Here is a 21,701-nt window from a genome sequence, read left to right as displayed (position 1 = left end):
TCATACACGATGCATCATAGGATGCGTAACCAACTCTGCCGCGAGCAGCAGCAGCGTCACCCCTGCAAGAACAATCTGCAGCCGCTCCGAACGCAGCTTCTTACGCGAAACCGGTTGCACCCTCCACTGCGCCGCCGGGCGCGCCCGCAACGACCGCACCCTCCACACCGAATACAGGTTCGCCAGTGATCCAATCAGCGCCACCCACATCATCGGGATCCGAATGGCATCCTGATGAAAGCCCTTCGCCGGACCATAAACTCCGCTCGCCGCGGCCAGAGCACTCAACCCGATCAGCACACGAAATCCGCTAATGGCCAGCACCGCCGCGCACGCGCTCTGGATCAAGGCGAACAAAAAACTGCCCATGCTAGCCCAGCGCAGTCCCCGCTCCGTCCCTTCGGCCTGAGTTACAAGCTCTTGTCCCGCGTCACCAGCTTCCATGTCCTTCTCTTCATTCACAACATCACCTCGCAGGGCGCCCATGCTCCAGCCATACCTTGTATAGACCCCACGCCGCGACCGAACAGTTATCCACAATCTCTCCGTTCAGCAACATCCGCTCAAACTCCGCTACGCTCACTCGGCGCAGCACCAGGTCGTGTTCTTCCGCATCGGGATCAGCCTCACCGTGCGTCAGTCCCTCCGCAAGAAAGACATAGTGCTTCTGATTCATCACACCGTATGCGATCTGCAATGTACTCAGCAGCGTCAGACGTTCGGCCTCGATGCCTGTCTCCTCCCGCAGCTCCCCGCGCGCCAGCTCCTCCGGCACCACGTCGGCCCGTTCCCAACCACCCTGCGGAAACTCAGCGAACCGCCCGCCTACCGTATAGCGAAACTGCTCAATCAGGTAAACAAACTCGCCCTCCTCTGTCTTCTCCAGAGGAATGATGATCGAAGCCGGGTCTTTATCGACTACTCCATAGATGCCGCGCTGCCCGTTCGCGCGTTCAATCACATCCTCGCGCACGCTCGTCCATGGGTTGCGATAGACCTCGCGACTGCTGATCGTCCTGATCGTCAAGCACTCTCCTCTGCGGTCACCGATTACTCCGGCATCTCGAACTCCAGATGCGACGGATACTTCGCAGAACCGTAGATCGAGATCGTCTCCGCCTTGTACGCACTCGCCGGAGCGGTCATGATGTTCGGCACATAGGTCTGCGGATTCCGATCGTAGAGCGGGAACCAGCTCGATTGCACCTCAACCATGATCCTATGCCCCTTCAGAAAGGTGTGATCCGCTCCATGCAGGCTCCACTTGTACTTAGCCACTTCACCCGGCTTCACCGGCTCCGGTTTTTCGAAGCTCTTCCGATATCGCCCACGAAGAATCTCATCTGCAATCATCAGCTGGTAGCCGCCCATGCCGTTCGGCGCATCGTCGGGATACACATCGATCAGCTTCACCACCCAGTCGCCATCGCTCCCCGTCGTCGAAGCAAAGAGATCGGCAACCACATCTCCTGTCACCGTCACATCATGATCGAGCGGTGCAGTCGTGAAGTTCGCCAGGTCCTTGCGCCCGCTCACAAACCGCTGATCTTCCACCAGCCACGTCCTCCACTTCGACCCACTCCCATAGGTCGGCTGGATCGGCCTGTTTCGATAGGGCACGGGATTCGCCGGGTCAGCCACATACTCCGTCTTCGACTCATCCTTCGGCGCCTCGAAGCTGAGTCCATGATCGGCCGCAAGATACATCTTCGTCTGCCTGAACCCTGACTTCGGAGGCCAGGCATCATATCGTTTCCATTCGTCAACGCCCGTACGGAAGCTCGCAGTATCCTTCAGATCGAAGCCCGTACGATCCTTCAGGTATCTCTCAAAGAAAGGTGCCTCGATCGTCTTCCGATACACCTCCCCAGTCGCAGAGCCAAAGTCCACCGCTCCCAGATGTCTCGTCGTTGGAACCCATCCACCATGGTTCCACGGTCCCAGCACCAGATAAACCTCATGGTCTTTATCGTGCGGCTCCAGCGCAGCGTACTCGGCCTGGGGACCCCACATATCCTCCTGGTCCCACCAGCCCCCCACCTCGAGCGTCGGGACCTCCACCTTCGTCAGATGCGGTTCCACCGCCATCGCCTGCCAGAACTTCGTATACGCCGGCTGCGAAAGAAACGCCTTCGCCGTCGGCAGATCGCTCATTCCCGCGCTCTTCGCCGCTCCGGCAAAGTTCCCGTTCTTTAGAAAGAAATCGAACGTGTCCTCGCTCGATTCGACCCGCACATCCGTCTTTTGCCCCTCAAGCTGCTGCACATAGTCAAAGCCATACGTCTCGCGGAACGCCCCATTGTGAAAAAAGTCATCGCCGATCCAGATGTTCGTCATCGGCGCCTGCGGAGAGATTGCCTTCACCGCAGGATGGGCATCGATTCCTGCCATGATCGCCAGAAAGCCTGGATAGGAGATGCCGTAAACACCGACGCGACCATTATTGTTCGGCAGATTCTTCAGCAGCCAGTCGATCGTGTCATTGGTATCCGTCGTCTCGTCCACATCCTTCTTCGTCTTGTGCTCGACGACTGGCCGATTCATCACAAACTTCCCTTCCGACTTATAGCGCCCACGAATATCCCCAAAGACGAAGAGGTATCCGCTCGCCGCCAGCTCCGGCTTCGAGGCGTTCACGCTGAAAGACGTCTCCCCGTCCACCCCATAGGGCGTCCTCTGCAGCAGGAATGGAAGCGGCTCTCCCGTGCTCTCCGAACCCTTCGGTCGCAGGATGACGAGATGCAGCTTCACACCATCGCGCATCGGCACCATCGTCTCGCTGCGTGTGTACTCGCGGAAGTGATTCAGCTCCGCAGGCGTCTCGCTGAAGCGCACCATGCTCATCGACCCGCCGCTGCTTCGCGGTCCCGTCGCCGTCGTCGTCAGTCCCGTCACCTTCCCCGCGGCATCGCGCGTAAACGCGACGCGAGTCGGCGAGGCCGGCATAAAAAAGTGATCCTCCGACTCCGGCTTCAGCTCCAGGGTCGCCATGCGCTCGCCTTCTACATACAAAGCCCCGCCTCGAAGCGAGATCGATTGAATGACATCCGGCTCGACCGCGCCCCGGTACTGCCCCACATACTCGGCGAGCTTTCCCGCCGGCAACGTCACCGCCTGCGGGTCGGCTCCGCCCGTCTGCGACCAGGCCATTCCGGTTGAAAGCAACAGAACACCCGACAACATCCCCATCGACCAGGTCAAACGTCTCATCGAGCCTTCCTCACAATCAGAGCTGCCGGGATTGAAATCCACGGAGAAACAATGCTGCCGCTTCGACCGGCCCCCAGAAAGAGGCGGTCGAAGCGGCAATCTTAATCACACTACGTCAAGTTCGGCGAAGCCGCGCACTGAAAGCCCACCCTGTTATGCGAACCATCGCAGAAAGGCCGCTTCTCGCTCGCACCACACCGGCACAACGAGATCGCCGGCTTGCCCGTAAGATCCCAATGCCTTCCATCCGCATCCGTCAACGAGATCGGACCCTCCACCCGCAACGGACCATTCGGGCGAACCGTAATCTTTACTGCTTCTTCTGACATCGTGCTGCTCACTCTCTTTGCAAAGGATGAGCCCAGCATAGCAAACCGGTGTCGGCTTGGCTCTTCACCGCCGCGCAATATGTCAGCCGAAGTCCAACTCCACCTCGTCGACATAGCACCACCCCCACGTCTCCCCCGGCTCAATCGAGCGCATGATCGGATGCTTCGTCCCGTGAAAGTGCTTCGTCGCATGCTTGTTCGGCGACGAATCGCAACATCCTACGTGCCCGCAGATCTTGCACATCCGCAGATGAACCCACCAGCTTCCGCTCTTCAGACACTCCTCGCATCCCTTGGCCGAAGGCTTTACGTCCCGAATCTGATCCAGATGCTTACACCTCATCGGCGCCCTCTCTCTTCTCTCTGGTCCTTCTTCCTGGTCTAGGATGCGCCATCGAAGACTCCGGAGGCGAGTTCCAGGTTTAAATCCTTCACTCCGCAGGAACATCCGCAATCCCATATTCTTTCAGCTTGCGATAGAGCGTCGTCTTTCCGATTCCCAGCAGCTTGGCCGCCAGCAGCTTGTCTCCCTTGAGCTGGTGAATCGTATTCAGGATTGCCTGCTTCTCCATCTCCGCAATCGAGACGATCTCGCCATCTCTTGTCAGAACGCCGCGAACGCTTTCGACCGCAGCTATCTCCGCCGCCACCGGCTCGGAAACAGCCTCCGCCTTCCGCTGCATTCTCAGGTCCTGCAGCTGGGTCGGCATATCGCCCAGGTGCAGCACCGGCCCGCTCGACAACGCACAGGCACGCTCGATTGCGTTCTCAAGCTCCCGAACATTTCCCGGCCAGTCGTAGTCCGCCATCAGCCGCAGCGAATCGTCCGACAACGTCCTCTCCACTCCCGTCTCCTTCTCCATCCTCGCCAGAAAATGCATCGCCAGCAGCGGAATATCCCCTCTCCGCTCACGCAGGGGCGGAATCCTCAGGTTCACCACGTTCAGCCGGAAGAAGAGATCCTTGCGAAACTTGCCCTGTTCGACCATCGCCGTAAGATCCCGATTGGTCGCCGCCAGCACCCGCGCGGAGATTGGCTTTGCCTGGGTCGCTCCCACCGGCCGAACCTCCTTCTCCTGCAGTGCGCGCAGCAGCTTCGCCTGCAAATCCAGCGGAAGCTCGCCGATCTCATCCAGAAAAACCGTCCCGCCGCCCGCCGCCGCCAGCAGGCCCTCCTTCGCTCGATCCGCCCCGGTGAACGCCCCCTTCACATGGCCGAACAGCTCACTCTCGATCAGGCTCGGAACCAGGGAGCCGCAGTCCACCGGAACGAACGGCTTGTCCGCATTCGGCCCGTTAAAGTGAATCGAGCGCGCCACCACCTCTTTGCCGGTTCCGCTCTCGCCCAGAATCAACACCGGGTGCGTCGAAAACGCCACCTTCGACAGAATGCGGTACAGCTTCTCCATCTCCGGGGATCGCCCCACCAGCCCATCTGTATCCTTCTGAGACCGCAGCCTCTCGCGCAGCAACCGGCTCTCGTGGTCGAAGTGCACCCGCTGACCGGCGCGTTCCAGCACCGTCGTCATCTCTTCCAGCGCGAATGGCTTCGTCAGGTAGTCACGTGCTCCAATCCGCATCGCTTCTACCGCGGACGACACCGTCGCGAATGCCGTCATCACAACCACGGCTGTGTCCGGATAGAGCATCTTCACCTGCTCGAGCAGCGTCAGCCCCCCACCATCGGGAAGCTTCAGATCCAGCAGCAGAACATCGATCTTGCGATGCTTCAAAATCTGCCGCGCCTGCGCCACGCTATCGGCGCCTGCCACGGCGAACCCCATCTTCTCAGCGATCGAGCAGCATGCATGCCGCACCGAAGTATCATCGTCGACGACCAGCACATGCAGCTCCGGCATCTTCCCCGTCTCGTCCCTTACAGGCACGGCAAGCTTCGCCACACCGGTCTCTGTCTTCGAGCCAGTTTCCATATCTTCTTCCCGTGCCGTCCTGCTCTGCATCGCTACGGTCATCGCTCTCCACTCCTGTCCCGCGTCTCTGTGCAACGGGTTGCCTATCTATAATCACGTGCAGTGCCAAACTGGAACTTACACGCTAAGTGCTTGAAGACGAAGGAAAACTTCTCCCCACGCCAGCCTGCATACAGACAAACACGATCAGACCTCACCGCGCCATTCCCATTTCGGGCTACAAGCCATCGCGTCAGTCCCAAATTGCCTATTTCCCCGTTCGCAAGCACGTTCCAAAATGAAACAGCTTCCCAATTTGGGAGAAGCCCTCTCTTCGCCGTCTATAATCTCCGAATGTCCGCTGCTCCACCCCAACTCTTCCGCCCCGACGCCCGCACCGCCGACTCTCTCCGCCCCATACGCATCACCCCTGGTTTCATCGCGATGGCCGAGGGTTCCGTGCTCATCGAGGCCGGCAACACCCGTGTCCTCTGCAACGCCTCCGTCGAGCAGGGAGTTCCAACCTGGCTCCGCAACTCCGGCCGCGGCTGGGTCACCGCCGAGTACGGCATGCTTCCCCGCGCCACCCTCACCCGCTCTCCCCGCGAGGCCGAGCGAGGCAAGATCGGCGGGCGCACCCACGAGATTCAACGCCTCATCGGTCGAAGCCTGCGCTCTGTCGTCGACATGAAGGCCCTCGGCGAGCGCACCATCATCCTCGACTGCGACGTCCTCCAGGCCGACGGCGGAACCCGCACCGCTGCCATCACCGGAGCCTCCGTAGCCCTCGCCATCGCTCTTCAGAAGCTCGTCGCCGCCGGAACCCTCAAGACCTCACCCTTGCGCCAGATGGTCGCAGCCACCAGCGTCGGCATCGTCGACGGCAACGTCCTCCTCGACCTCTGCTACGAAGAGGACTCTCGCGCCACCGTCGATATGAACGTCGTCATGCTGGCCTCAGGCGGTCTCGTCGAAACCCAGGCCACGGCAGAGAAGGACTCCTACAGCCGCGCCCAGCTCAACGCCATGCTCGACTACGCAGAGAAGGGCATCCATGAGCTCTTTGCCGCTCAACAATCCGCACTCGCAGCCGGATTTTAATCTCACAGGAAAATCACTCATGACAAAGCAGAGCAGCGACAAGCACGGCACGAGCTTTCAGGAACTGGCCTCTCTCTGTTCCACCCTCGCCGTCGGAATCTTCGTCATGGGCTTTCTCTTCCAGAACTTCGTGATCCCCTCCGCTTCCATGGCCAGCACCCTGCTGGTAGGCGATCATGTTGTCGTTGAGCGCGTCACCCTTGCGCCTTCCTCTTCTTTGGTGCCTTTCGTTCACTATCACGAGCTCCGGCACGACGAACCCGTCGTCTTCTTCCGTCCCGCTCCCAACGCTCAGGGCGACCATGACATCCTCGTCAAACGAGTCATCGGACTCCCAGGCGATCATATCCATCTCCGTCACGGCGTTGTTTACCGCAACGGCATCGCTCTGCAAGAGCCTTACGCCGCCATGCCCACCGCGACCAACTACGACCCATACAACGATGACTTCCCCGCCCTCCCGGCAAGCCAGGGACGCGGCGTCCTCGCCACCTGGTCCGTCGATCTTCCCACTCACATCCAGGGCGAAGACCTCGTCGTTCCTCCCGGCGAGTACTTCATGATGGGCGACAACCGCACCAACAGCTTCGACAGCCGTTACTGGGGTCTCGTTCCACGCAGCAATCTCATCGGCCGTCCACTCTTCGTCTACTGGTCGTTCGAAATGCTGGACGATGACATCTACAAAACCTCCCTTACGGAGAGGGCTGAATCGACTCTGCATACCATGCTGCACTTCTTCGACGAAACACGATGGAGCCGCACCCTCCGCCGCATCGACTAAGATTCCCTCCTCCCCGCTCCGCTTGCGCCGGGTATCTCCTCCTGCGTACCATCACCATCAAATCATCGGGCAAGGGGTTCAGGCGTGAAACGTTACGCAACAGCTCTCCTTCTTCTGTCTCTCGGGCCCCTCAACTCGCAGCAGCCCTTGGCCGACGACGCCCAGATCGCGTCCAATATCTCCCAGACCGCCGCCGACTTCCAGGCGAGCACCCGCCGCTTCTCCAATCCCAAATGGAGCTACCCCGCAGGCGACCTCAACAGCGTTCTCGCCGTAACCCGCCAGCAACTCCTCGACGACCTCCCAAAAGAGGCCGCACCTCTCCGAGCCTATGTCCTGCAAAACTTTCCTGCCTCCCTAAAAGGAGTTCCGGCGAATAAAAAAGTCGACATGAAGATCTGCGGCCCCTATCTCACCAACGCCAACAATCTCCTCAACTCCCTCAAGAACGTCAGCGCCTATCGCCTCGATCTCATCCTCGACAGCAATCCCACCGGCGCTCTCTTTGAGATCACCCCTGTCGCGGGCGACAAACTCTCCCGTGCTTCGCGAGGAACCATCACCAACCTGTGGCGAGGAGTCTATAACTACACGGTCACTCGCGATGGCCAAAAGACCATCACCGGCACCATCGATCTCGTCCGCGAAAAAGGCAACGCCCTACACTGCACCTTCGTCCATCAGGGCAGCTCCGGCTCCTCGCTACCCTGCAACCTTCTCGCTGAACACTGATCCCATGACCGAAAACACACAAGGTCATCCCAATTCCGGCACGCCCGAGGCGAAGCTTCCACGCCTTGCCTCTTCCTGGGTTCGCTATCTCCTTGGTTTTTCCATCAGCGTCTCCGTCGGCCTCGCGCCTTATCTCGGCCTCGTCGGCGTCCCACTCTTCACACCGCTGCTCTCCCTCATTCCACATTCCGTCCAGAGCACTGCCATTCCCATCTCTATCGCCTCCATGGGAATCATCGCCGTCCTCGTTCAGTGGAGAAAGCGTGACCCTGCCGGTCCCATCGAGTTTCGAATCGCCGCGGCCCTGGCCGTCGTCACCCTCATCGTCTTCCTCGCACTCCAGATGCTCGCGGTCGCTCACATCGAAGTCCCCGCCGCGAACCAGACCGTCTCCTTCGCTGTTGGGCTCGGCTCACCCCATACTCCGCCCTGCGAAGGACTCTCCCGCGAGGCCTGCATCGCTCAACGCCTCGGCTTCAACGAGGCCGTCATCAACGGCTACTTCGGAGATACCCGGACCAGTCTCACCAAACTCGCCCTCGTCCTCGCCTACATCGGCTTCATGAGCTCGTTTGGCTGGATGGTCGGCCTCTTGCTCCTCCGCGAACGCAACCGAATCACAAGTTGATTCTGGCGTCAGCAGCCGCGCTCAAAGATGACTTCCAAAAGGTATCGCGATACCGACACGATCGATGCTGCCTCCATGTGTCGAGGTGTTTCAATCGGTTTCGAGATACGAACATTCCAATGATCGTTGTATTTGGTGCGTTGGATATGCACGCGGATACCTAAACAAGAAAAGCATCTTTGTTGACTGTGATGCTATGGCCTGCCTTTGAATTATTCATCAACCCTAGGTAGTCTTACCCTTGGCCATTGGCTACCAGCGAGCAAAAAGGAGCAACCGAATCAGAAGGGGAAATACATAAGTGCCTATCGAGGTGGCTTCCACAACAGAGCAGTACAAGGTCAATCCTCTCAGCGAAAGCGGCGTGAAGATCTTCGATCGCACCGTTCTTACGCTTTTTTCCATCTATGGCGAAGTGGCCTTAGTTGCACTCGCATTTGTGCCGTCTCGCTTCCTTCCAGCAGAAGACGCAATCATCTTGTTTCAATACAGCAGAAACCTCGCGGAGCATGGATCAATCACGTTCCTGGCCAATGGACCACATGTTGAGGGCGCGACGGATTTTGGTTGGATGTTATTGGTCGCTGCAGGCATTCGCCTTCATATCCCACCCTTATGGTTCTCTGCGGGCATGAATGTTTTGTCCCTGATCTTGCTGGCCGTAATCCTGTTGAAGATCGCTGAGGTGCAAGTCTCGCTTTTGCGGCTGCTGGCGATCGTGGGATCGATTGCCTTGATGCCTCAGATTCTTGCTGCAGCCTCTGGCTTCGCGGTGTTGCCAGACGCCGTTCTGCTCTCGACTTTCGTGCTTTTTGTGATGAGAGGCCAGCTAGAGCGAGCGTCGTTGGCTGCTTTCGTATTCTGCCTCTTCCGCCCGGATGCTGTGGTATTCACGATCCCGTTGCTCGCCTACCTCATTGTTCGTGGACCGCTGCGATGGAAGAATGCCGCTACGATAGGGGCATTGTTTGCGGCTCCGGGGATTATCTACTTTTCGTGGCGGTGGATATATTTCGGGGAACTATTTCCTCTTCCATTTCTGGTCAAGGCTGACACCCATCGGGTTCTAGGGCTATTCGTCCCTCATTCCCTGCACCAGAGCTTGATCTACCTCTTGTTCGCTATAGTCATGCTCGCGCCAATCATCCTTCGTGCCGAAGCGCGGCATCTTTGGCTTATAGTTCCGCTCGTCGCCGTTCCAACCTTTTTCTATTGGGCAATGAGACTGGATCAAAATGTCGCGGCCCGGTTCTTTTTCTACTTGCCACTGGCAACGGCGATAATCATCGCTGCGAATTGGGCGGCGCTTGGAGAACACAAAGTACTTGTTTTCAGGGTCGGATGCTTGGCTTGGTCAGTGCTTCTTATGTTGCCATTGTCCAGAGAGGTAAGGACCTTTCGGGATGAGCAGTTCGGAGAAGTTAAGAGCATCGCGGAAGAGTTAAGCCACGCTACCCGGCATGGAACAATTCTCACTTCTGAGGCTGGTTTCATCCCATATTTCTCAAACTGGACCACCTACGACGCGTGGGGGCTCAATACACCCGAGTTCGCCCACCGGCCCCTGCAAAGCTCAGATGTTGGACGGATCAGACCGGACCTGGTCGCCTTTCATCCCGACCGACCGGAAAGTTGTCTCGTGTTGCCCTCGTGGTCGTCGTCCAACTATGCCGAGCGCTCTTGGCCACATTTGACTCGTAACCTCACCATTGGTGCGCACGCGAACCATTATGAGCTCTGGCTTACATCGTTCGGATCGGAGTTTTACAGACAGCGAAAGCACTGGCAATATGGCGAGGGCGATCGCGAGTGTTGGCTAGTCCGCAAAGATTCGCCTCTCTACCCAGAAATAACTCAAGCTTTACGCAATCATCACGGCGTTACCCCAGACAAGGCTGTGGCCCTGGAAGAAGAACACGACAGACTCACTCCTGAAGCCAGGCCTGCAGGTTAGCGCGCTCTTTCGAGGTAAAATTTTTGGACAACGCGAAGATTTGTTTTCGAGCGCAAATTCAGGTGAGGCAAACACCTTACCTGAAAACATCCTCATCGACCGTCCTGCTCAGCTGGTAGGAATGTGAATCAGAGCGAAATTAGATCCACTGTCTGATTGTGTCAGACCGGCCGTTCCTCTGCTTGTCTCCGACTTCCGCAAAGCCCTGTCAATGACAGGCATCGACGTCCTGAAACTGCCCGCCCGGAATTGCAATCGCCGCCATTCCCTGCGCACAGGCCAGAATCTTCTGGTCCAGTGGATCGTTATCCAACGTGTCCGGGGAGACGTACGAAGCCGTTGTACGTAGCGCCAGAAACCGATCGCTGAGCTGTTGCATCATCGCCATCGCACTTTGCAAGAGAGGGAGCGCCTGGCGGTCTGCATCCGTCGTTGCCGACGCAGTCGCCATGCCCATCCTGCTCTGCGCGTTGCTCCGATATCCTGAAACCCAGCTCTGATCCACAGGGTTGTTCGTGCGAATCGCGTTCTCAATGGCGCTGCGCCACTCGCGAACCACGGTCATCTGTTCTACTCCCGCTCGCAGAAACTCCCGGGAGAATCCCCTCTCTTCCTTCGGCTGAGGTGCAGGCGCCACCGGCGCAGCAGCGGATGCGGGCGCCGTCGGCGTCGACAGCGTCAAGACCATACGAGTTCCCTGGAAGGCGATGCTCGCTCCAATCACTCGCGCCAGTCCTTCCACCTCCACATACGCCTGCCCGTCGCGATAGGTCAGTGGGGCTTGTCCATCGTAACCTCGCACCACCAGCCCGCTGCTCCGTCCCCCAGTCGGTGCGGATGCGCTCGCTGCACTCTGCGATGGCGCGTTCAAAGCTGCGCTTTGCGCGACTCCATTCTCCAGTACCGTAGCCATGACAAGCATCACCGTTGCCAGATCTCTAAACCTGTTCATACGCATCATCCTCATCCCAACCATCATGCACCCAATCTGCGTCCACAAGTATCATCCCACCTATGGTTCCCGAGACCGAAGCCGACAGTCTCGCCCAGCTCGCTTCCTGCTCGAGCAGCAGCGTTCCACGGGCGTACGAATCACCCGTCGTTCCGCACTCTGACGGCAGATACATCGGGATTGGCGAATTCTCTTCCATCAGGGGACTCTCTCAGAAGCTGGTCAACCCTCCATAGGCATCAACCCGCCGGGAATAAGCATCTTAGAAGTGCCGATCAGTTTCATCCCGGTCGGTAAAATAAATACAGAAGCAGAAACCATCCGGCCCCCGCGTTGCATCGCAACCATCCCAGGAAGTACCGACCTAAACCTAATTTTTTGAAGACTTTGCGCAAAATGTATCCGGAGGGGGTACAGTCAGACAACGGCTCTCAGCCAACTCTCTTCCGCGCTGTGTAAAATGGCCCTCTAAGACACCTAACCTCAGGAGAATACGAGCAATGTCGAAGCTGACCCCAGGGAAACTCGCCGGACTTAAATCTGTATCCGACCCTCGCGGCGTCATCGCCGCCGCCGCCATGGACCAGCGCGGCTCGCTCCAGAAATCTCTCGCGAAAGAGCGGGGGGCCGCCGCCAACGCCCAGGATCTCGAGGAGTTCAAGCTCCAGGTCACCGAGGTCCTCACCCGTCACGCCTCTGCCATCCTGCTCGACCCGGAGTACGGCCTCCCCGCCTCCAAGGTCCGCAACGGCAAGGGCTTGCTTCTGGCCTACGAGAAGACCGGCTACGACGCCGCAACTCCCGGCCGTCTTCCCGATCTGCTCGATGTCTGGAGCGTACGCCGCCTGAAGGAAGCAGGAGCCGACTGCATCAAGATCCTTCTCTACTACACCCCCTTTGCGACGACCGCCGTCAACGACCTCAAGCACGCCTGGATCGAGCGCATCGGCGACGAGTGCCTCGCCCACGACATCCCCTTCTTCCTCGAGTTTGTCGGCTACGACGCCGAGGGCGGCGACGAAAAATCCATCGCTTACGCCAAAAAGAAGCCTGAGATCGTCTCCGGCTCCATGGCCGAGTTCGGCAAGGCCCGCTACAACATCGACGTGCTCAAGGTCGAGGTCCCCGTGGAGATGGCCTTCGTCGAAGGCACAAAATCCTTCAAGGGCGAGAAGGCTTATACCCGCGCCGAGGCCCTGCAGCACTTCCGCGACGCCGAAACCATGACGCACAAGCCCTTCATCTATCTCTCCGCTGGCGTCTCAAACCCCGTCTTCATCGAAACCCTCGAGCTGGCGGGCGAGTCCGGAACCAAATTCAACGGCGTTCTCTGCGGCCGCGCCACCTGGAAGGAAGGTATTCCCATCTACGCCAAGCAGGGGACGAAGGCATTCCGTGACTGGCTGGAGACTACCGGCGTCGAGAACATCACCAACGTCAATAACGCCCTCAAGGCAGCCACACCCTGGTACTACAAGTTCGGAGTTAACAGCCTCGAAGCCCTCGGCTAGCCATTCCCGTCTGGGCCGGTGCCGGAAGAGTCCCTGTCTTCTTCCCGCCGGCCACTGACTCCGACGGAACACGGCATGGCAGCAACCGGCCCTCACAAGTAAAAGCGGCGGACCTTATCGGTCCGCCGCTTTCTTTGTTTTTACTTGAACTACCTTTGCATCGTCTGTAAATCTACTGCTCTCGTACAACCTCGGAAAATTTGAAAAAAGAAGAGCGGGGCCGACGGGATTGCAGCCCCGCTCCTGCGAAAAATCAATCTTTAGGTCACCGTCTCGCTCACCCGGGCGCGATAGCGCAGATGGAGCTTATCCATGTCGACGTACACAATCTGCCCGGTCTGCTCGAGACGCTCGGTCCATCCCTCGATCACCTCAATGCAGGCATGGTCGATATAGCGGAGATGGGCACAGTGAACATGGACAGCACCGTCCGTTTTCACCTGATCGAGTGCGTGGGTGATCTTCGGAATCGACATGAACGTACCGATTCCAGACAGATGAACATGCGTATCGCCACCCTCCTCCGTAACCTGAACCTCAAGGTGCGTGACGTTATACAGCAGGCGCATCACCGACAGCGCCACGCCGACCAGAACGCCCGTAAGCAGATCGGTCGCGACGATCGTAAGCATCGAGGCAAAGTAGATCAGCACAGGAGTCTTTCCGAAGCGTGCCAGCTTTCTAACCTCCGAGGGCTTCACCAGCTTGATGCCTACAAAGATCAGCACCGCCGCCAAACTTGCCGTCGGAATCAAGCGGAGCACCGAGGCGAATGCGAGAACCGAAAGCAGCATCCACAGCCCGTGCAGGATCGCCGAACGCTTCGTCTCCGCGCCCGCCTGTACATTGGTCGAGCTGCGAACAATAACCCCGGTCATCGGCAGAGCGCCCACCAAGCCGCAGAGCAGGTTGCCCACACCCTGCGCCGTCAGTTCGCGATCGTAGTTGGTCTTCCAGCGCGTCTGCATCTGCTCGACCGCCGCCGCCGACAGCAGCGTCTCCGCGCTCGCGATGAACGCCAGCGCCAGCGCCGTCCCGACGATGGTGGTGAGAGGAATTCCCTGAAGCGAGCTCAGACTCGGGAACGAGATCATCTGCACCAGGTTCTCCGGAACCTTAATGCGATTCACGCCAAGATGAAGCACTTGCGCCAGCACCGTCGCCGCGCCAATTCCAAGCAGCGCCCCCGGAAGCAGCTTCAGCTTCGCCGGGCGGAACTTCTCCCATAGAATCAGTATGGCCATCGTCACCAGCCCCACCAGAGCCGCGGCCTCCTCCTTGCTTCCGTTCAGCGGGAACAGGCCACCGAAGATCGCATCCCACATCCCGACGATGTTCTCCGGGCCACTGTGCTTGGGAGATCGATCGAGCACAACGTGAAACTGCTGGATCACGATCAGTACGCCGATTCCGGCCAGCATTCCATGGATTACCTCCGGCGAAATGGCTCGGAACCAGCGGCCCGCCTTCAGCAAACCTGCAACGAGCTGAATCGCTCCAGCAATCACCAGGAGCGGCCCCAGAGCGGCAATACCATGCTCACGAACGAGCTCAAAGACGATTACCGCCAGCCCCGCCGCCGGGCCACTGACCTGCAGCGGCTGTCCGGCAAGAAAACCAACCACTAGACCGCCGATAATACCCGTAACCAGCCCCGACGCCGCCGGCATACCCGACGCCAGAGCTATACCCATGCAAAGCGGAAGCGCAACCAGAAACACTACAAGTGACGCAGAAAAATCTCGCATTAACGAGCCACTCTTGACCTCCGCTCTATTCGCTACCTGACGAAGTTGGTTCGACATGACATCTCCCTTATGCAATCTTGCGTTCCTGTTCCGTGGATGTGGATACAGCCGCTCCGGCCTGACTCTCCAGTAACGGACGGAAGCAGCCTTGCGCCGGATCGAACTGTTCGATACCGCCGCTGCCGATGTCGTAGACCCAGCCGTGGACCCGGACCGAATTCTTCTTCAATGCCTCGTCCACTGCCGGATGCACCCGCAGATTCTGCACCTGCGCGATGACATTCGCCTCCGTCAGAAGCTGCAGCTTCTGCTCGAATGACATGGAGGTCGCGCCCTTCAAAAGCCTTGTGAGCCACTTCGATGACGGCCCCGCATGCTCTAGATAAGACCGCACCGCTGGCAGCAACTCGAGCTTCTCGTTCTCGAGGATGCCCTTCATCGCCCCGCAGTCAGAGTGTCCGCAGACGATAACGTCCGGGACCTTCAAAACGCGAACCGCATACTCGATCGTCGCGGCCACACCGCTCGAGGTTTCCGTTGGCGGAGGAACAAGATTCCCTACACTGCGAGAGGGAAACAGCACCCCCGGATCGCACTGCATCACCATCTCGGGGACGACGCGCGAATCCGAGCAGCAGATGAACAGAGCCTGCGGCTCCTGCCCCTTCGCCAGTCGCTCAAAGAGCTTGGAATGTTGCGGAAATACATTGGAACGGAATCGTGCGTAACCATCTATTAGTTGCTGCATACACCTCTCCACAGGCCGAGCCGCCAATAAGCGCGCACGCCATTTCGAATCGCGAAAACAGATACACCTGGGGATGGAAGCTGAGATCGATCCAATACGGAGACCTCCGCGGATGCAGAGCCCTTAGGAAAACAGGATCAGCAAACACCAGGCGAAGTTGTGCGAGGGAGATTTATGCAACAGGAGGGGCGCGACCCAGTCCAGGGGCGCGTGGGGCACAACCAAGCGCGAGCACATTTTCCTGTGCCAGCGGCTCTGTGATTCCTTCAGGTATCGGCAACTTGAACTTTGCCGGGGCCACCGCAACCAGCGGCATGACGGACGATCCGCCCTGTAGCGCCGTGATCGCCTGGCTGCTTGAAGGATGAACTACAACCGCATGCTCGACCACTGCATCCACCGATGCCACAAACCCGGCCTGCGCGCCTGAACGGCGTGAGCCCTGTGCTGGAATATGCGAGTAGTTGATTCGAGTTTGGTGAACGACCTTATGACCGTGCACCGCACCCAGAAAGCACAACAGGTTCAGTCCGGCGAAGATTACGCCGAAAAGCAACTTGTGCGAAATGGGTTTGTGTCGATTCATAAGCAATCTTAATCAGGAGTCTACAGCAGTAGACGCAGAAGTCAACTTAATGGTGCATTAAGTTTTCTATTTTCTGCATTAAACGGTTTCATTCCGTCCCAATCCTGCTCTGAGCTCGATAGCCTGCTCAGTGTCCATAGGATGCCGATTCTGCATGCGCCGGAAGCCCAGACGCAGCCAGAATCTATTCCCACTCGATCGTGCCCGGTGGCTTCGACGTGATGTCGTACACAACGCGGTTTATCCCACGTACCTCGCTCACAATCCGGCTTGAAATCGTTCGCAGCACCTCGTAGGGCAACGGCGCCCAGTCCGCCGTCATGCCGTCCTCGCTCTCCACAGCGCGGATCGCGCAGGTATACGCATATGTCCGTTGGTCGCCCATCACCCCTACGCTCTTCACCGGCAGCAGCACCGCAAAGCTCTGCCATACCTTGCGATAGAGGCCGGCAGCCTTGATCTCGGTCACAACAATCTCATCCGCCTCCTGCAGAAGCGCAACCCGATCTGCCGTCACCTCGCCGAGGATGCGCACTGCCAGCCCCGGCCCCGGGAACGGCTGCCGCTCCAGAATCTCCTCCGGCATCCCCAGATCGCGGCCGATCCGCCGCACCTCGTCCTTGAACAGATCGCGCAGCGGCTCAATCAGCTTCAGCTTCATGTTCTCAGGCAGGCCACCTACATTGTGATGGCTCTTGATTGTGTGCGACGGCCCATGCACGCTCGAAGATTCGATCACGTCCGGGTAAAGCGTGCCCTGCACCAGCCACGCCACCTCTTCCCCCGCACTCTTCTCCGCTTCGAAGATCTTTGTCGCCTCATCATCGAAGACCGCGATGAACTCGTTGCCGATAATCTTGCGCTTCTTCTCGGGATCGGTAACCCCGGCCAGCTTGGTCAGGAAGCGCTCTCCTGCATCGATGGCGACGACGTTCAGCCCCAGTCCTTCGCGCATATTGCGCTGCACCTTGGCGAACTCATCCTTCCGCAGCACTCCGTTATTCACGAAGATGCAGGTCAGCCGGTCTCCAATGGCACGCGCCACCAGTACGGCCGCGACCGAAGAATCGACGCCACCGCTCAGGCCGCAGATCGCATGGCCATCACCCACCTGCGCACGGATCTTCTCTACGGTGGATTGGATGAAGTGTTCCGGCGTCCAATCCTGTTTCGCGCCGCAGATATCGATGCAGAAGTTCTTCAGCAGCTCCATTCCCTGGCGTGTATGCGCCACCTCGGGGTGAAACTGGACCGCCCAGATGCGACGCGACTCGTCCGCGATTCCCGCAACCGCATTTGAGGTCTTCGCTGTCAGGTGAAACCCCTCGGGAAGAGACTTCGCCTCATCGCCGTGCGACATCCAGACGTCAAGTGTCTGGGGCAATCCGCGAAACAGCGTCGTCTCCGCAACCACGGTCACCTGGGCATGGCCGTACTCGCGCGCCGGGGCCGATTCCACCTTACCGCCGAGATGGTGCGTGATGAACTGCAGACCGTAACAGATGCCCAGCACCGGGGCTCCCATCGAGAGCACCGCGGGATCGGCCTTCGGAGCGTCGGCGTCGTAGACCGAGCTTGGCCCGCCTGAAAGAATCAGGCCCTTCGGCTTCAGCGCACGAACCTGCTCAAGAGAGGCCGTGCAGGGCAAAACCACCGAAAATACATTGAACTCGCGAATGCGCCGCGCGATCAGCTGGGTATATTGCGATCCAAAATCCAGGATGACGATCGTAGAGGTGTCCACATCCCTAGTGTAAATCGCGTGCCAGCGGATCACCCTGAGGAACGATCCGCAAGAGAGTGGGTCACTTCAAATCATTCGGCCCAGCCTCGTAGGCCCGCCAAAGCTTCAGGTACGCGACCGCACGGGCAACGTGGAAAAAATCCGACGCGATAAAGTAAGCGATCGCGACGAGCACCCACCACACGTTAAGGAAAGCTGCCGTCGCGATACTTTCAAACGGCAGCGGAGTAGCCGAGAAGACCATCGCCAGCACCAGCAGCGCAATCTTTACGATTCCCATCACGAGGTTGATCTCGACCAGCTTGCTCTTGAGCGTGCCCAGCCTGAGTGCCGCGGCGAGGCTCGCCCCAGGTCCCAGGTTGCGAAGCATCGACAGCAGCGGCGCAATGCTGAGGAACCAGCTGATAACAGCCCACAGGGCAAAAACCCCCAGCGTTGAGACAATCGCCAGAGCAAAGTAAATCACCAGGTTCGGATCTACGCCGCGCTCCAGCGGCCCCGTCACCGCTGTCGCAGCCGCCCTATGGAGGCATATGAGCCACAGGAGAAAAGCTGCGGCAAGTGCGAGTACGCGCAGGAGCTGCAGCACCATCATCGTCCAGAGCCTTGTATGCAGACTCTTATCCGCGCGATGCAGGACGAGGGTTCTTCCCGCCGAGGACCACACCACCCAGGCGAGCAACAGCAAAGGCGCCAGCCACAGCGCCTCACGGCTCACTGCCGGCAAAAGAACCGCCATGGCATCGGCCAGGGTCTGCGCGGCCTCCAGCGGCTTGGTCACGGTCATCGCCTGCAGCGCTCCCGTATCCAGCGCGCTCTTCGACAGGATTCGCTTCGCAACGCTCCAGACCAGTGCCAGCGCCGGAACCCCATAGGTCCAGCGCCACAGAATCTCAAGCGCCGTCAGCGAAGGCCGCGACCAGCACTCCGACAGCGTCCGTACAAAGGATTGCGTGCCCCGCACAGATCCATCGGCGGCAGAGACAAGCTCGCCCTCCTTCACGCGATCCATTACTTCACCACGAGATTAACAAGTTTGCCCGGAACCACAATCACCTTCACCACGGTCTTACCTACAATGCGTGCCATTACCTTTTCATCGGCCAGCGCCGCAACCTTGATCGCCTCTTCCTCACTTCCGGCAGCGACCTTGATCACGTTCACCAGCTTCCCATTCACCTGCACCGGGATCTCAATCTCGTCCTCACGCGCCAGCTCTTCATCCACCACCGGCCACGCCGTTCTGAAGACGATCCCCTCTCCACCGATCTGCTCCCACAACTCCGCCGCAAAGAACGGAGCGAAAGGCGCGAGCATCAGCACCAGATTGCGAACGATCTCAGCCACTGCCGCCGGCGAGGCCTTCCCTTCATCAATGGCTACCTCCGCCGCTACGATCTCGTTTACCAGAGACATGATGGCGGCGATCGACGTGTTGAAATGCCAGCGTCCGCTGAAGTCCAGCGTCATTTTGGCAATGGTCTGATGAAGCCTCCGCAGCAACGCCTGATCGATCTCTGTGCGATTGGCCGCCCGAGCTACGCCAGACTCCCGGGTAAGCTCCGCATACTTCGTCGTCAGCCGATACACGCGCCCCAGGAACCTGCTGATTCCGGCAACACCCTCTTCCTGCCACTCCAGGTCACGGTCCGGAGGCGCGGCGAACAGCGAATACATCCTCGTCGCATCCGCGCCATAACGCGCAATCATGTCGTCGGGAGAGACCACATTGCCCTTCGACTTCGACATCTTCGCGCCATCTTTGATCACCATTCCCTGAGTGAACAGCCGCTCCGCGGGCTCGTCACTCTTGATCATGCCAAGATCGCGCATCACCTTCGTCCAGAAGCGCGAGTAGATCAGGTGCAGAATCGCGTGCTCGACTCCGCCGATGTACTGGTCCATGGGGAACCAGTAGTTCGCCTTGTCACTCTCAAACGGCGCCGTCTCGTTCTTCGCGTCCGTGTAGCGGTAGAAGTACCAGCTCGAGTCCACGAAGGTATCCATCGTATCGGTCTCGCGCCGCGCAGGACCTCCGCACACCGGGCACATCGTATTCAGAAACTCCGCAACCCTGCCAAGCGGCGATCCACCCTCCTGCGTAATCTCAACCTGCGCAGGCAGCAGCACTGGCAAAGCACTCTCCGGAAGCGCAACAACTCCACCTGGCTCTAGCCCCGCGTGGCCGTTTTCGCAGTACACCATCGGGATCGGTGTGCCCCAGTAACGCTGGCGGCTCACCCCCCAGTCCTTCAAGCGGTAAGTCACGGTCGCGGACCCGAACCCGTTCTTCTCCGCGAACGCAGCCATCTTCTGCTGCGCCTCGACACAGCTCAGACCATCCCACTCGCGCGAGTTGATCAGCACAGCGTCCCCTTCCGCAGTAAACGGAAGCTCCGGTACCTCTGCTCCGCTCTCCGGCGCGATCACACGGCGAACCTCCAACCCATACTTCAGGGCAAACTCGAAGTCCCGCTCATCGTGCCCCGGAACGCTCATGATAGCCCCGGTCCCATAGTCGGCAAGGATGTAGTTCCCTACCCAGATCGGCACGCGTTCGCCATTGAACGGATTCACCGCAAACCGCCCGGTATTCACACCATGCTTTTCAATGGCGCCAAAGTCGTCGGCCTCGCGCGCCTTCTTCTGCTCGGCCAGCAACGCCTCAATCTTCTCCGCCAGCGCCGCGTCCTCCGTCGCAAAGGCCTTCGCCACAGCATGCTCAGGGGCCAGCTGCACCGAAGTCGCCCCGAAGATCGTATCCACCCGCGTCGTAAAGACCGTAATCACATCACAGGTGTCATCCTGAGCATTACGGATGTCATCCCGAGCGTTATAGGTGTCATCCTGAGCGGAGCGCAGCGAAGTCGAAGGACCTGCGGTTGCTTTTTTGCCGGGATCGCCGTCCACCGCGAAGTCCACCAGCGCACCCTCGCTCCGGCCGATCCAGTTCCGCTGCATCGTCCGAACCTTCTCGGGCCACCCTTCGAGCTTGTCCAGGCCATCCAGCAGCTCATCCGCGTACTTCGTAATCCGCAGGAACCACTGGGTCAGGTCGCGCAGCTCGACGAGCGTATCTTCATGACGCCAGCAACGGCCATTGATCACCTGTTCGTTCGCCAACACCGTCTGGCAGTCGGGACACCAGTTGACCTTGCTCTTCTTCCTGTACGCCAGCCCCTTCTCGAACATCTTCACGAAGAACCACTGGTTCCAGCGGTAATAGTCCGGCAGGCACGTCGTCACCTCGGTCGACCAGTCATAGCTCAAACCCATGCGCCGCATCTGCTTCTTCATCGCCGCAATGTTCTGAAGCGTCCACTCCCGCGGCGGCGTATTGTTCTTGAGCGCCGCGTTCTCCGCCGGCAGGCCGAAGGCATCCCATCCCATGGGGTGCAGCACGTTGTACCCGCGCATCCACATGTAGCGCGCCAGCGCATCGCCAATGGCATAGTTGCGCACATGGCCCATGTGCAGTTGTCCGCTGGGGTACGGCAACATCTCCAGGCAATAAAACTTCGGCTTGCCCGAATCATGGCCCTCCGCCGCATAAAGCGCTGGATCCGCGTCCCACCGCGCCTGCCACTTCGGCTCAATCTCCGCCGGGTTATACCTCGCCTGCCGTTCTGTCGCGTTCGTCTCGATCTCTGACATATTCTTTGATTGTAAAGAATTTCGTGCCGCCGGCAGCAGACACAATCCCGCTTCCCTCTCAACCGCAGAAGCCGTTACCATGGCCGCGTTCCGTTATCGCCCTCCAAGAG

The 21,701-nt window shown here is 59.0% G+C and carries 20 protein-coding genes; 6 read left to right on the top strand and 14 right to left on the bottom strand.

Annotation, left to right across the window (positions count from 1 at the left end; translation table 11 throughout):
• From BDD14_RS21620 to BDD14_RS21595, 6 genes are all read right to left on the bottom strand, one after another.
• Nucleotides 1-444 (bottom strand): hypothetical protein, encoded by a 444-nt coding sequence (locus BDD14_RS21620; RefSeq protein ID WP_242618112.1) that lies wholly within the window; start codon nt 442-444, stop codon nt 1-3.
• Nucleotides 445-466: 22 nt separating this feature from the next.
• Nucleotides 467-1,027: an NUDIX domain-containing protein gene (locus tag BDD14_RS21615; RefSeq protein ID WP_130421149.1), complete on the bottom strand. Its 561-nt coding sequence runs from the start codon at nt 1,025-1,027 to the stop codon at nt 467-469.
• A 23-nt stretch (nt 1,028-1,050) separates the two neighbouring features.
• A complete protein-coding gene (locus BDD14_RS21610; RefSeq protein ID WP_242618111.1) occupies nt 1,051-3,210 on the bottom strand; it encodes a CocE/NonD family hydrolase in 2,160 nt (719 codons plus the stop codon).
• 110 nt (nt 3,211-3,320) lie between these two features.
• Nucleotides 3,321-3,539 (bottom strand): CDGSH iron-sulfur domain-containing protein, encoded by a 219-nt coding sequence (locus tag BDD14_RS21605; protein ID WP_130421147.1) that lies wholly within the window; start codon nt 3,537-3,539, stop codon nt 3,321-3,323.
• An 82-nt stretch (nt 3,540-3,621) separates the two neighbouring features.
• Entirely contained in the window at nt 3,622-3,882 is a 261-nt protein-coding gene (locus tag BDD14_RS21600) for a ubiquitin carboxyl-terminal hydrolase 14 (RefSeq protein WP_130421145.1), read from the bottom strand.
• Nucleotides 3,883-3,970: 88 nt separating this feature from the next.
• On the bottom strand, nt 3,971-5,398 hold the full coding sequence (locus tag BDD14_RS21595) for a sigma-54-dependent transcriptional regulator (RefSeq protein ID WP_242618266.1): 1,428 nt from the start codon (nt 5,396-5,398) through the stop codon (nt 3,971-3,973).
• A gap of 405 nt (nt 5,399-5,803) precedes the next feature.
• Here BDD14_RS21595 and rph point away from each other — a divergent pair, with 405 nt between their 5' ends.
• From rph to BDD14_RS21570, 5 genes are all read left to right on the top strand, one after another.
• Entirely contained in the window at nt 5,804-6,550 is a 747-nt protein-coding gene (gene rph / locus BDD14_RS21590) for a ribonuclease PH (protein ID WP_130421143.1), read from the top strand.
• Between the two features lie 19 nt (nt 6,551-6,569).
• A complete protein-coding gene (lepB, locus tag BDD14_RS21585; RefSeq protein WP_242618110.1) occupies nt 6,570-7,334 on the top strand; it encodes a signal peptidase I in 765 nt (254 codons plus the stop codon).
• Nucleotides 7,335-7,418: 84 nt separating this feature from the next.
• On the top strand, nt 7,419-8,066 hold the full coding sequence (locus BDD14_RS21580) for a hypothetical protein (protein ID WP_130421139.1): 648 nt from the start codon (nt 7,419-7,421) through the stop codon (nt 8,064-8,066).
• A 4-nt stretch (nt 8,067-8,070) separates the two neighbouring features.
• On the top strand, nt 8,071-8,694 hold the full coding sequence (locus BDD14_RS21575; protein WP_130421137.1) for a hypothetical protein: 624 nt from the start codon (nt 8,071-8,073) through the stop codon (nt 8,692-8,694).
• A 313-nt stretch (nt 8,695-9,007) separates the two neighbouring features.
• The gene (locus BDD14_RS21570; protein ID WP_130421135.1) at nt 9,008-10,648 is read left to right on the top strand and encodes a hypothetical protein; all 1,641 of its coding nucleotides are present in this window, start codon (nt 9,008-9,010) and stop codon (nt 10,646-10,648) included.
• Nucleotides 10,649-10,856: 208 nt separating this feature from the next.
• Here BDD14_RS21570 and BDD14_RS21565 read toward each other — a convergent pair whose 3' ends face one another.
• Together BDD14_RS21565 and BDD14_RS21560 are read right to left on the bottom strand one after the other, a co-directional pair.
• Nucleotides 10,857-11,600 carry a hypothetical protein gene (locus tag BDD14_RS21565; protein ID WP_130421133.1) on the bottom strand — a complete coding sequence of 248 codons (744 nt, stop codon included), beginning with the start codon at nt 11,598-11,600 and terminating at the stop codon, nt 10,857-10,859.
• Entirely contained in the window at nt 11,587-11,799 is a 213-nt protein-coding gene (locus tag BDD14_RS21560) for a hypothetical protein (RefSeq protein ID WP_130421131.1), read from the bottom strand. Before BDD14_RS21560 ends, BDD14_RS21565 begins: the two co-directional genes overlap by 14 nt.
• 301 nt (nt 11,800-12,100) lie before the next feature.
• On the opposite strand from BDD14_RS21560, the gene BDD14_RS21555 reads away from it, so the two are divergent.
• On the top strand, nt 12,101-13,111 hold the full coding sequence (locus tag BDD14_RS21555; protein WP_130421129.1) for a tagatose 1,6-diphosphate aldolase: 1,011 nt from the start codon (nt 12,101-12,103) through the stop codon (nt 13,109-13,111).
• A 260-nt stretch (nt 13,112-13,371) separates the two neighbouring features.
• Here BDD14_RS21555 and BDD14_RS21550 read toward each other — a convergent pair whose 3' ends face one another.
• From BDD14_RS21550 to leuS, 6 genes are all read right to left on the bottom strand, one after another.
• Entirely contained in the window at nt 13,372-14,916 is a 1,545-nt protein-coding gene (locus BDD14_RS21550; RefSeq protein ID WP_130421127.1) for a SulP family inorganic anion transporter, read from the bottom strand.
• Nucleotides 14,917-14,926: 10 nt separating this feature from the next.
• Nucleotides 14,927-15,607, bottom strand: coding sequence for a carbonic anhydrase (locus BDD14_RS21545; protein WP_130421125.1), 681 nt, complete (start codon nt 15,605-15,607; stop codon nt 14,927-14,929).
• 172 nt (nt 15,608-15,779) lie between these two features.
• A complete protein-coding gene (locus BDD14_RS21540) occupies nt 15,780-16,193 on the bottom strand; it encodes a hypothetical protein (RefSeq protein ID WP_130421123.1) in 414 nt (137 codons plus the stop codon).
• 184 nt (nt 16,194-16,377) lie between these two features.
• Entirely contained in the window at nt 16,378-17,937 is a 1,560-nt protein-coding gene (gene guaA / locus BDD14_RS21535; protein WP_130421121.1) for a glutamine-hydrolyzing GMP synthase, read from the bottom strand.
• A gap of 61 nt (nt 17,938-17,998) precedes the next feature.
• Nucleotides 17,999-18,949 (bottom strand): hypothetical protein, encoded by a 951-nt coding sequence (locus BDD14_RS21530; RefSeq protein WP_130421119.1) that lies wholly within the window; start codon nt 18,947-18,949, stop codon nt 17,999-18,001.
• Nucleotides 18,949-21,591, bottom strand: coding sequence for a leucine--tRNA ligase (gene leuS / locus BDD14_RS21525; protein ID WP_130421117.1), 2,643 nt, complete (start codon nt 21,589-21,591; stop codon nt 18,949-18,951). The genes BDD14_RS21530 and leuS overlap by 1 nt, the downstream gene beginning before the upstream one ends.
• Nucleotides 21,592-21,701 lie beyond the last annotated feature (110 nt).

This window comes from Edaphobacter modestus, assembly GCF_004217555.1.
Lineage (GTDB): Bacteria > Acidobacteriota > Terriglobia > Terriglobales > Acidobacteriaceae > Edaphobacter > Edaphobacter modestus.
The sequence above is the reverse complement of the archived record's forward strand: the minus strand, read 5'-3'. Positions and strand labels throughout refer to the sequence as shown.

Bases quoted from the DNA above. Each gene is read 5' to 3' on its own strand.
- BDD14_RS21620 (WP_242618112.1), bottom strand. From the start codon at position 444: ATGGAAGCTGGTGACGCGGGACAAGAGCTTGTAACTCAGGCCGAAGGG.
- BDD14_RS21610 (WP_242618111.1), bottom strand. From the start codon at position 3,210: ATGAGACGTTTGACCTGGTCGATGGGGATGTTGTCGGGTGTTCTGTTG.
- BDD14_RS21605 (WP_130421147.1), bottom strand. From the start codon at position 3,539: ATGTCAGAAGAAGCAGTAAAGATTACGGTTCGCCCGAATGGTCCGTTG.
- BDD14_RS21600 (WP_130421145.1), bottom strand. From the start codon at position 3,882: ATGAGGTGTAAGCATCTGGATCAGATTCGGGACGTAAAGCCTTCGGCC.
- BDD14_RS21595 (WP_242618266.1), bottom strand. From the start codon at position 5,398: ATGCCGGAGCTGCATGTGCTGGTCGTCGACGATGATACTTCGGTGCGG.
- rph (WP_130421143.1), top strand. From the start codon at position 5,804: ATGTCCGCTGCTCCACCCCAACTCTTCCGCCCCGACGCCCGCACCGCC.
- lepB (WP_242618110.1), top strand. From the start codon at position 6,570: ATGACAAAGCAGAGCAGCGACAAGCACGGCACGAGCTTTCAGGAACTG.
- BDD14_RS21575 (WP_130421137.1), top strand. From the start codon at position 8,071: ATGACCGAAAACACACAAGGTCATCCCAATTCCGGCACGCCCGAGGCG.
- BDD14_RS21565 (WP_130421133.1), bottom strand. From the start codon at position 11,600: ATGAACAGGTTTAGAGATCTGGCAACGGTGATGCTTGTCATGGCTACG.
- BDD14_RS21560 (WP_130421131.1), bottom strand. From the start codon at position 11,799: ATGGAAGAGAATTCGCCAATCCCGATGTATCTGCCGTCAGAGTGCGGA.
- BDD14_RS21555 (WP_130421129.1), top strand. From the start codon at position 12,101: ATGTCGAAGCTGACCCCAGGGAAACTCGCCGGACTTAAATCTGTATCC.
- BDD14_RS21550 (WP_130421127.1), bottom strand. From the start codon at position 14,916: ATGTCGAACCAACTTCGTCAGGTAGCGAATAGAGCGGAGGTCAAGAGT.
- BDD14_RS21545 (WP_130421125.1), bottom strand. From the start codon at position 15,607: ATGCAGCAACTAATAGATGGTTACGCACGATTCCGTTCCAATGTATTT.
- BDD14_RS21540 (WP_130421123.1), bottom strand. From the start codon at position 16,193: ATGAATCGACACAAACCCATTTCGCACAAGTTGCTTTTCGGCGTAATC.
- BDD14_RS21530 (WP_130421119.1), bottom strand. From the start codon at position 18,949: ATGGATCGCGTGAAGGAGGGCGAGCTTGTCTCTGCCGCCGATGGATCT.
- leuS (WP_130421117.1), bottom strand. From the start codon at position 21,591: ATGTCAGAGATCGAGACGAACGCGACAGAACGGCAGGCGAGGTATAAC.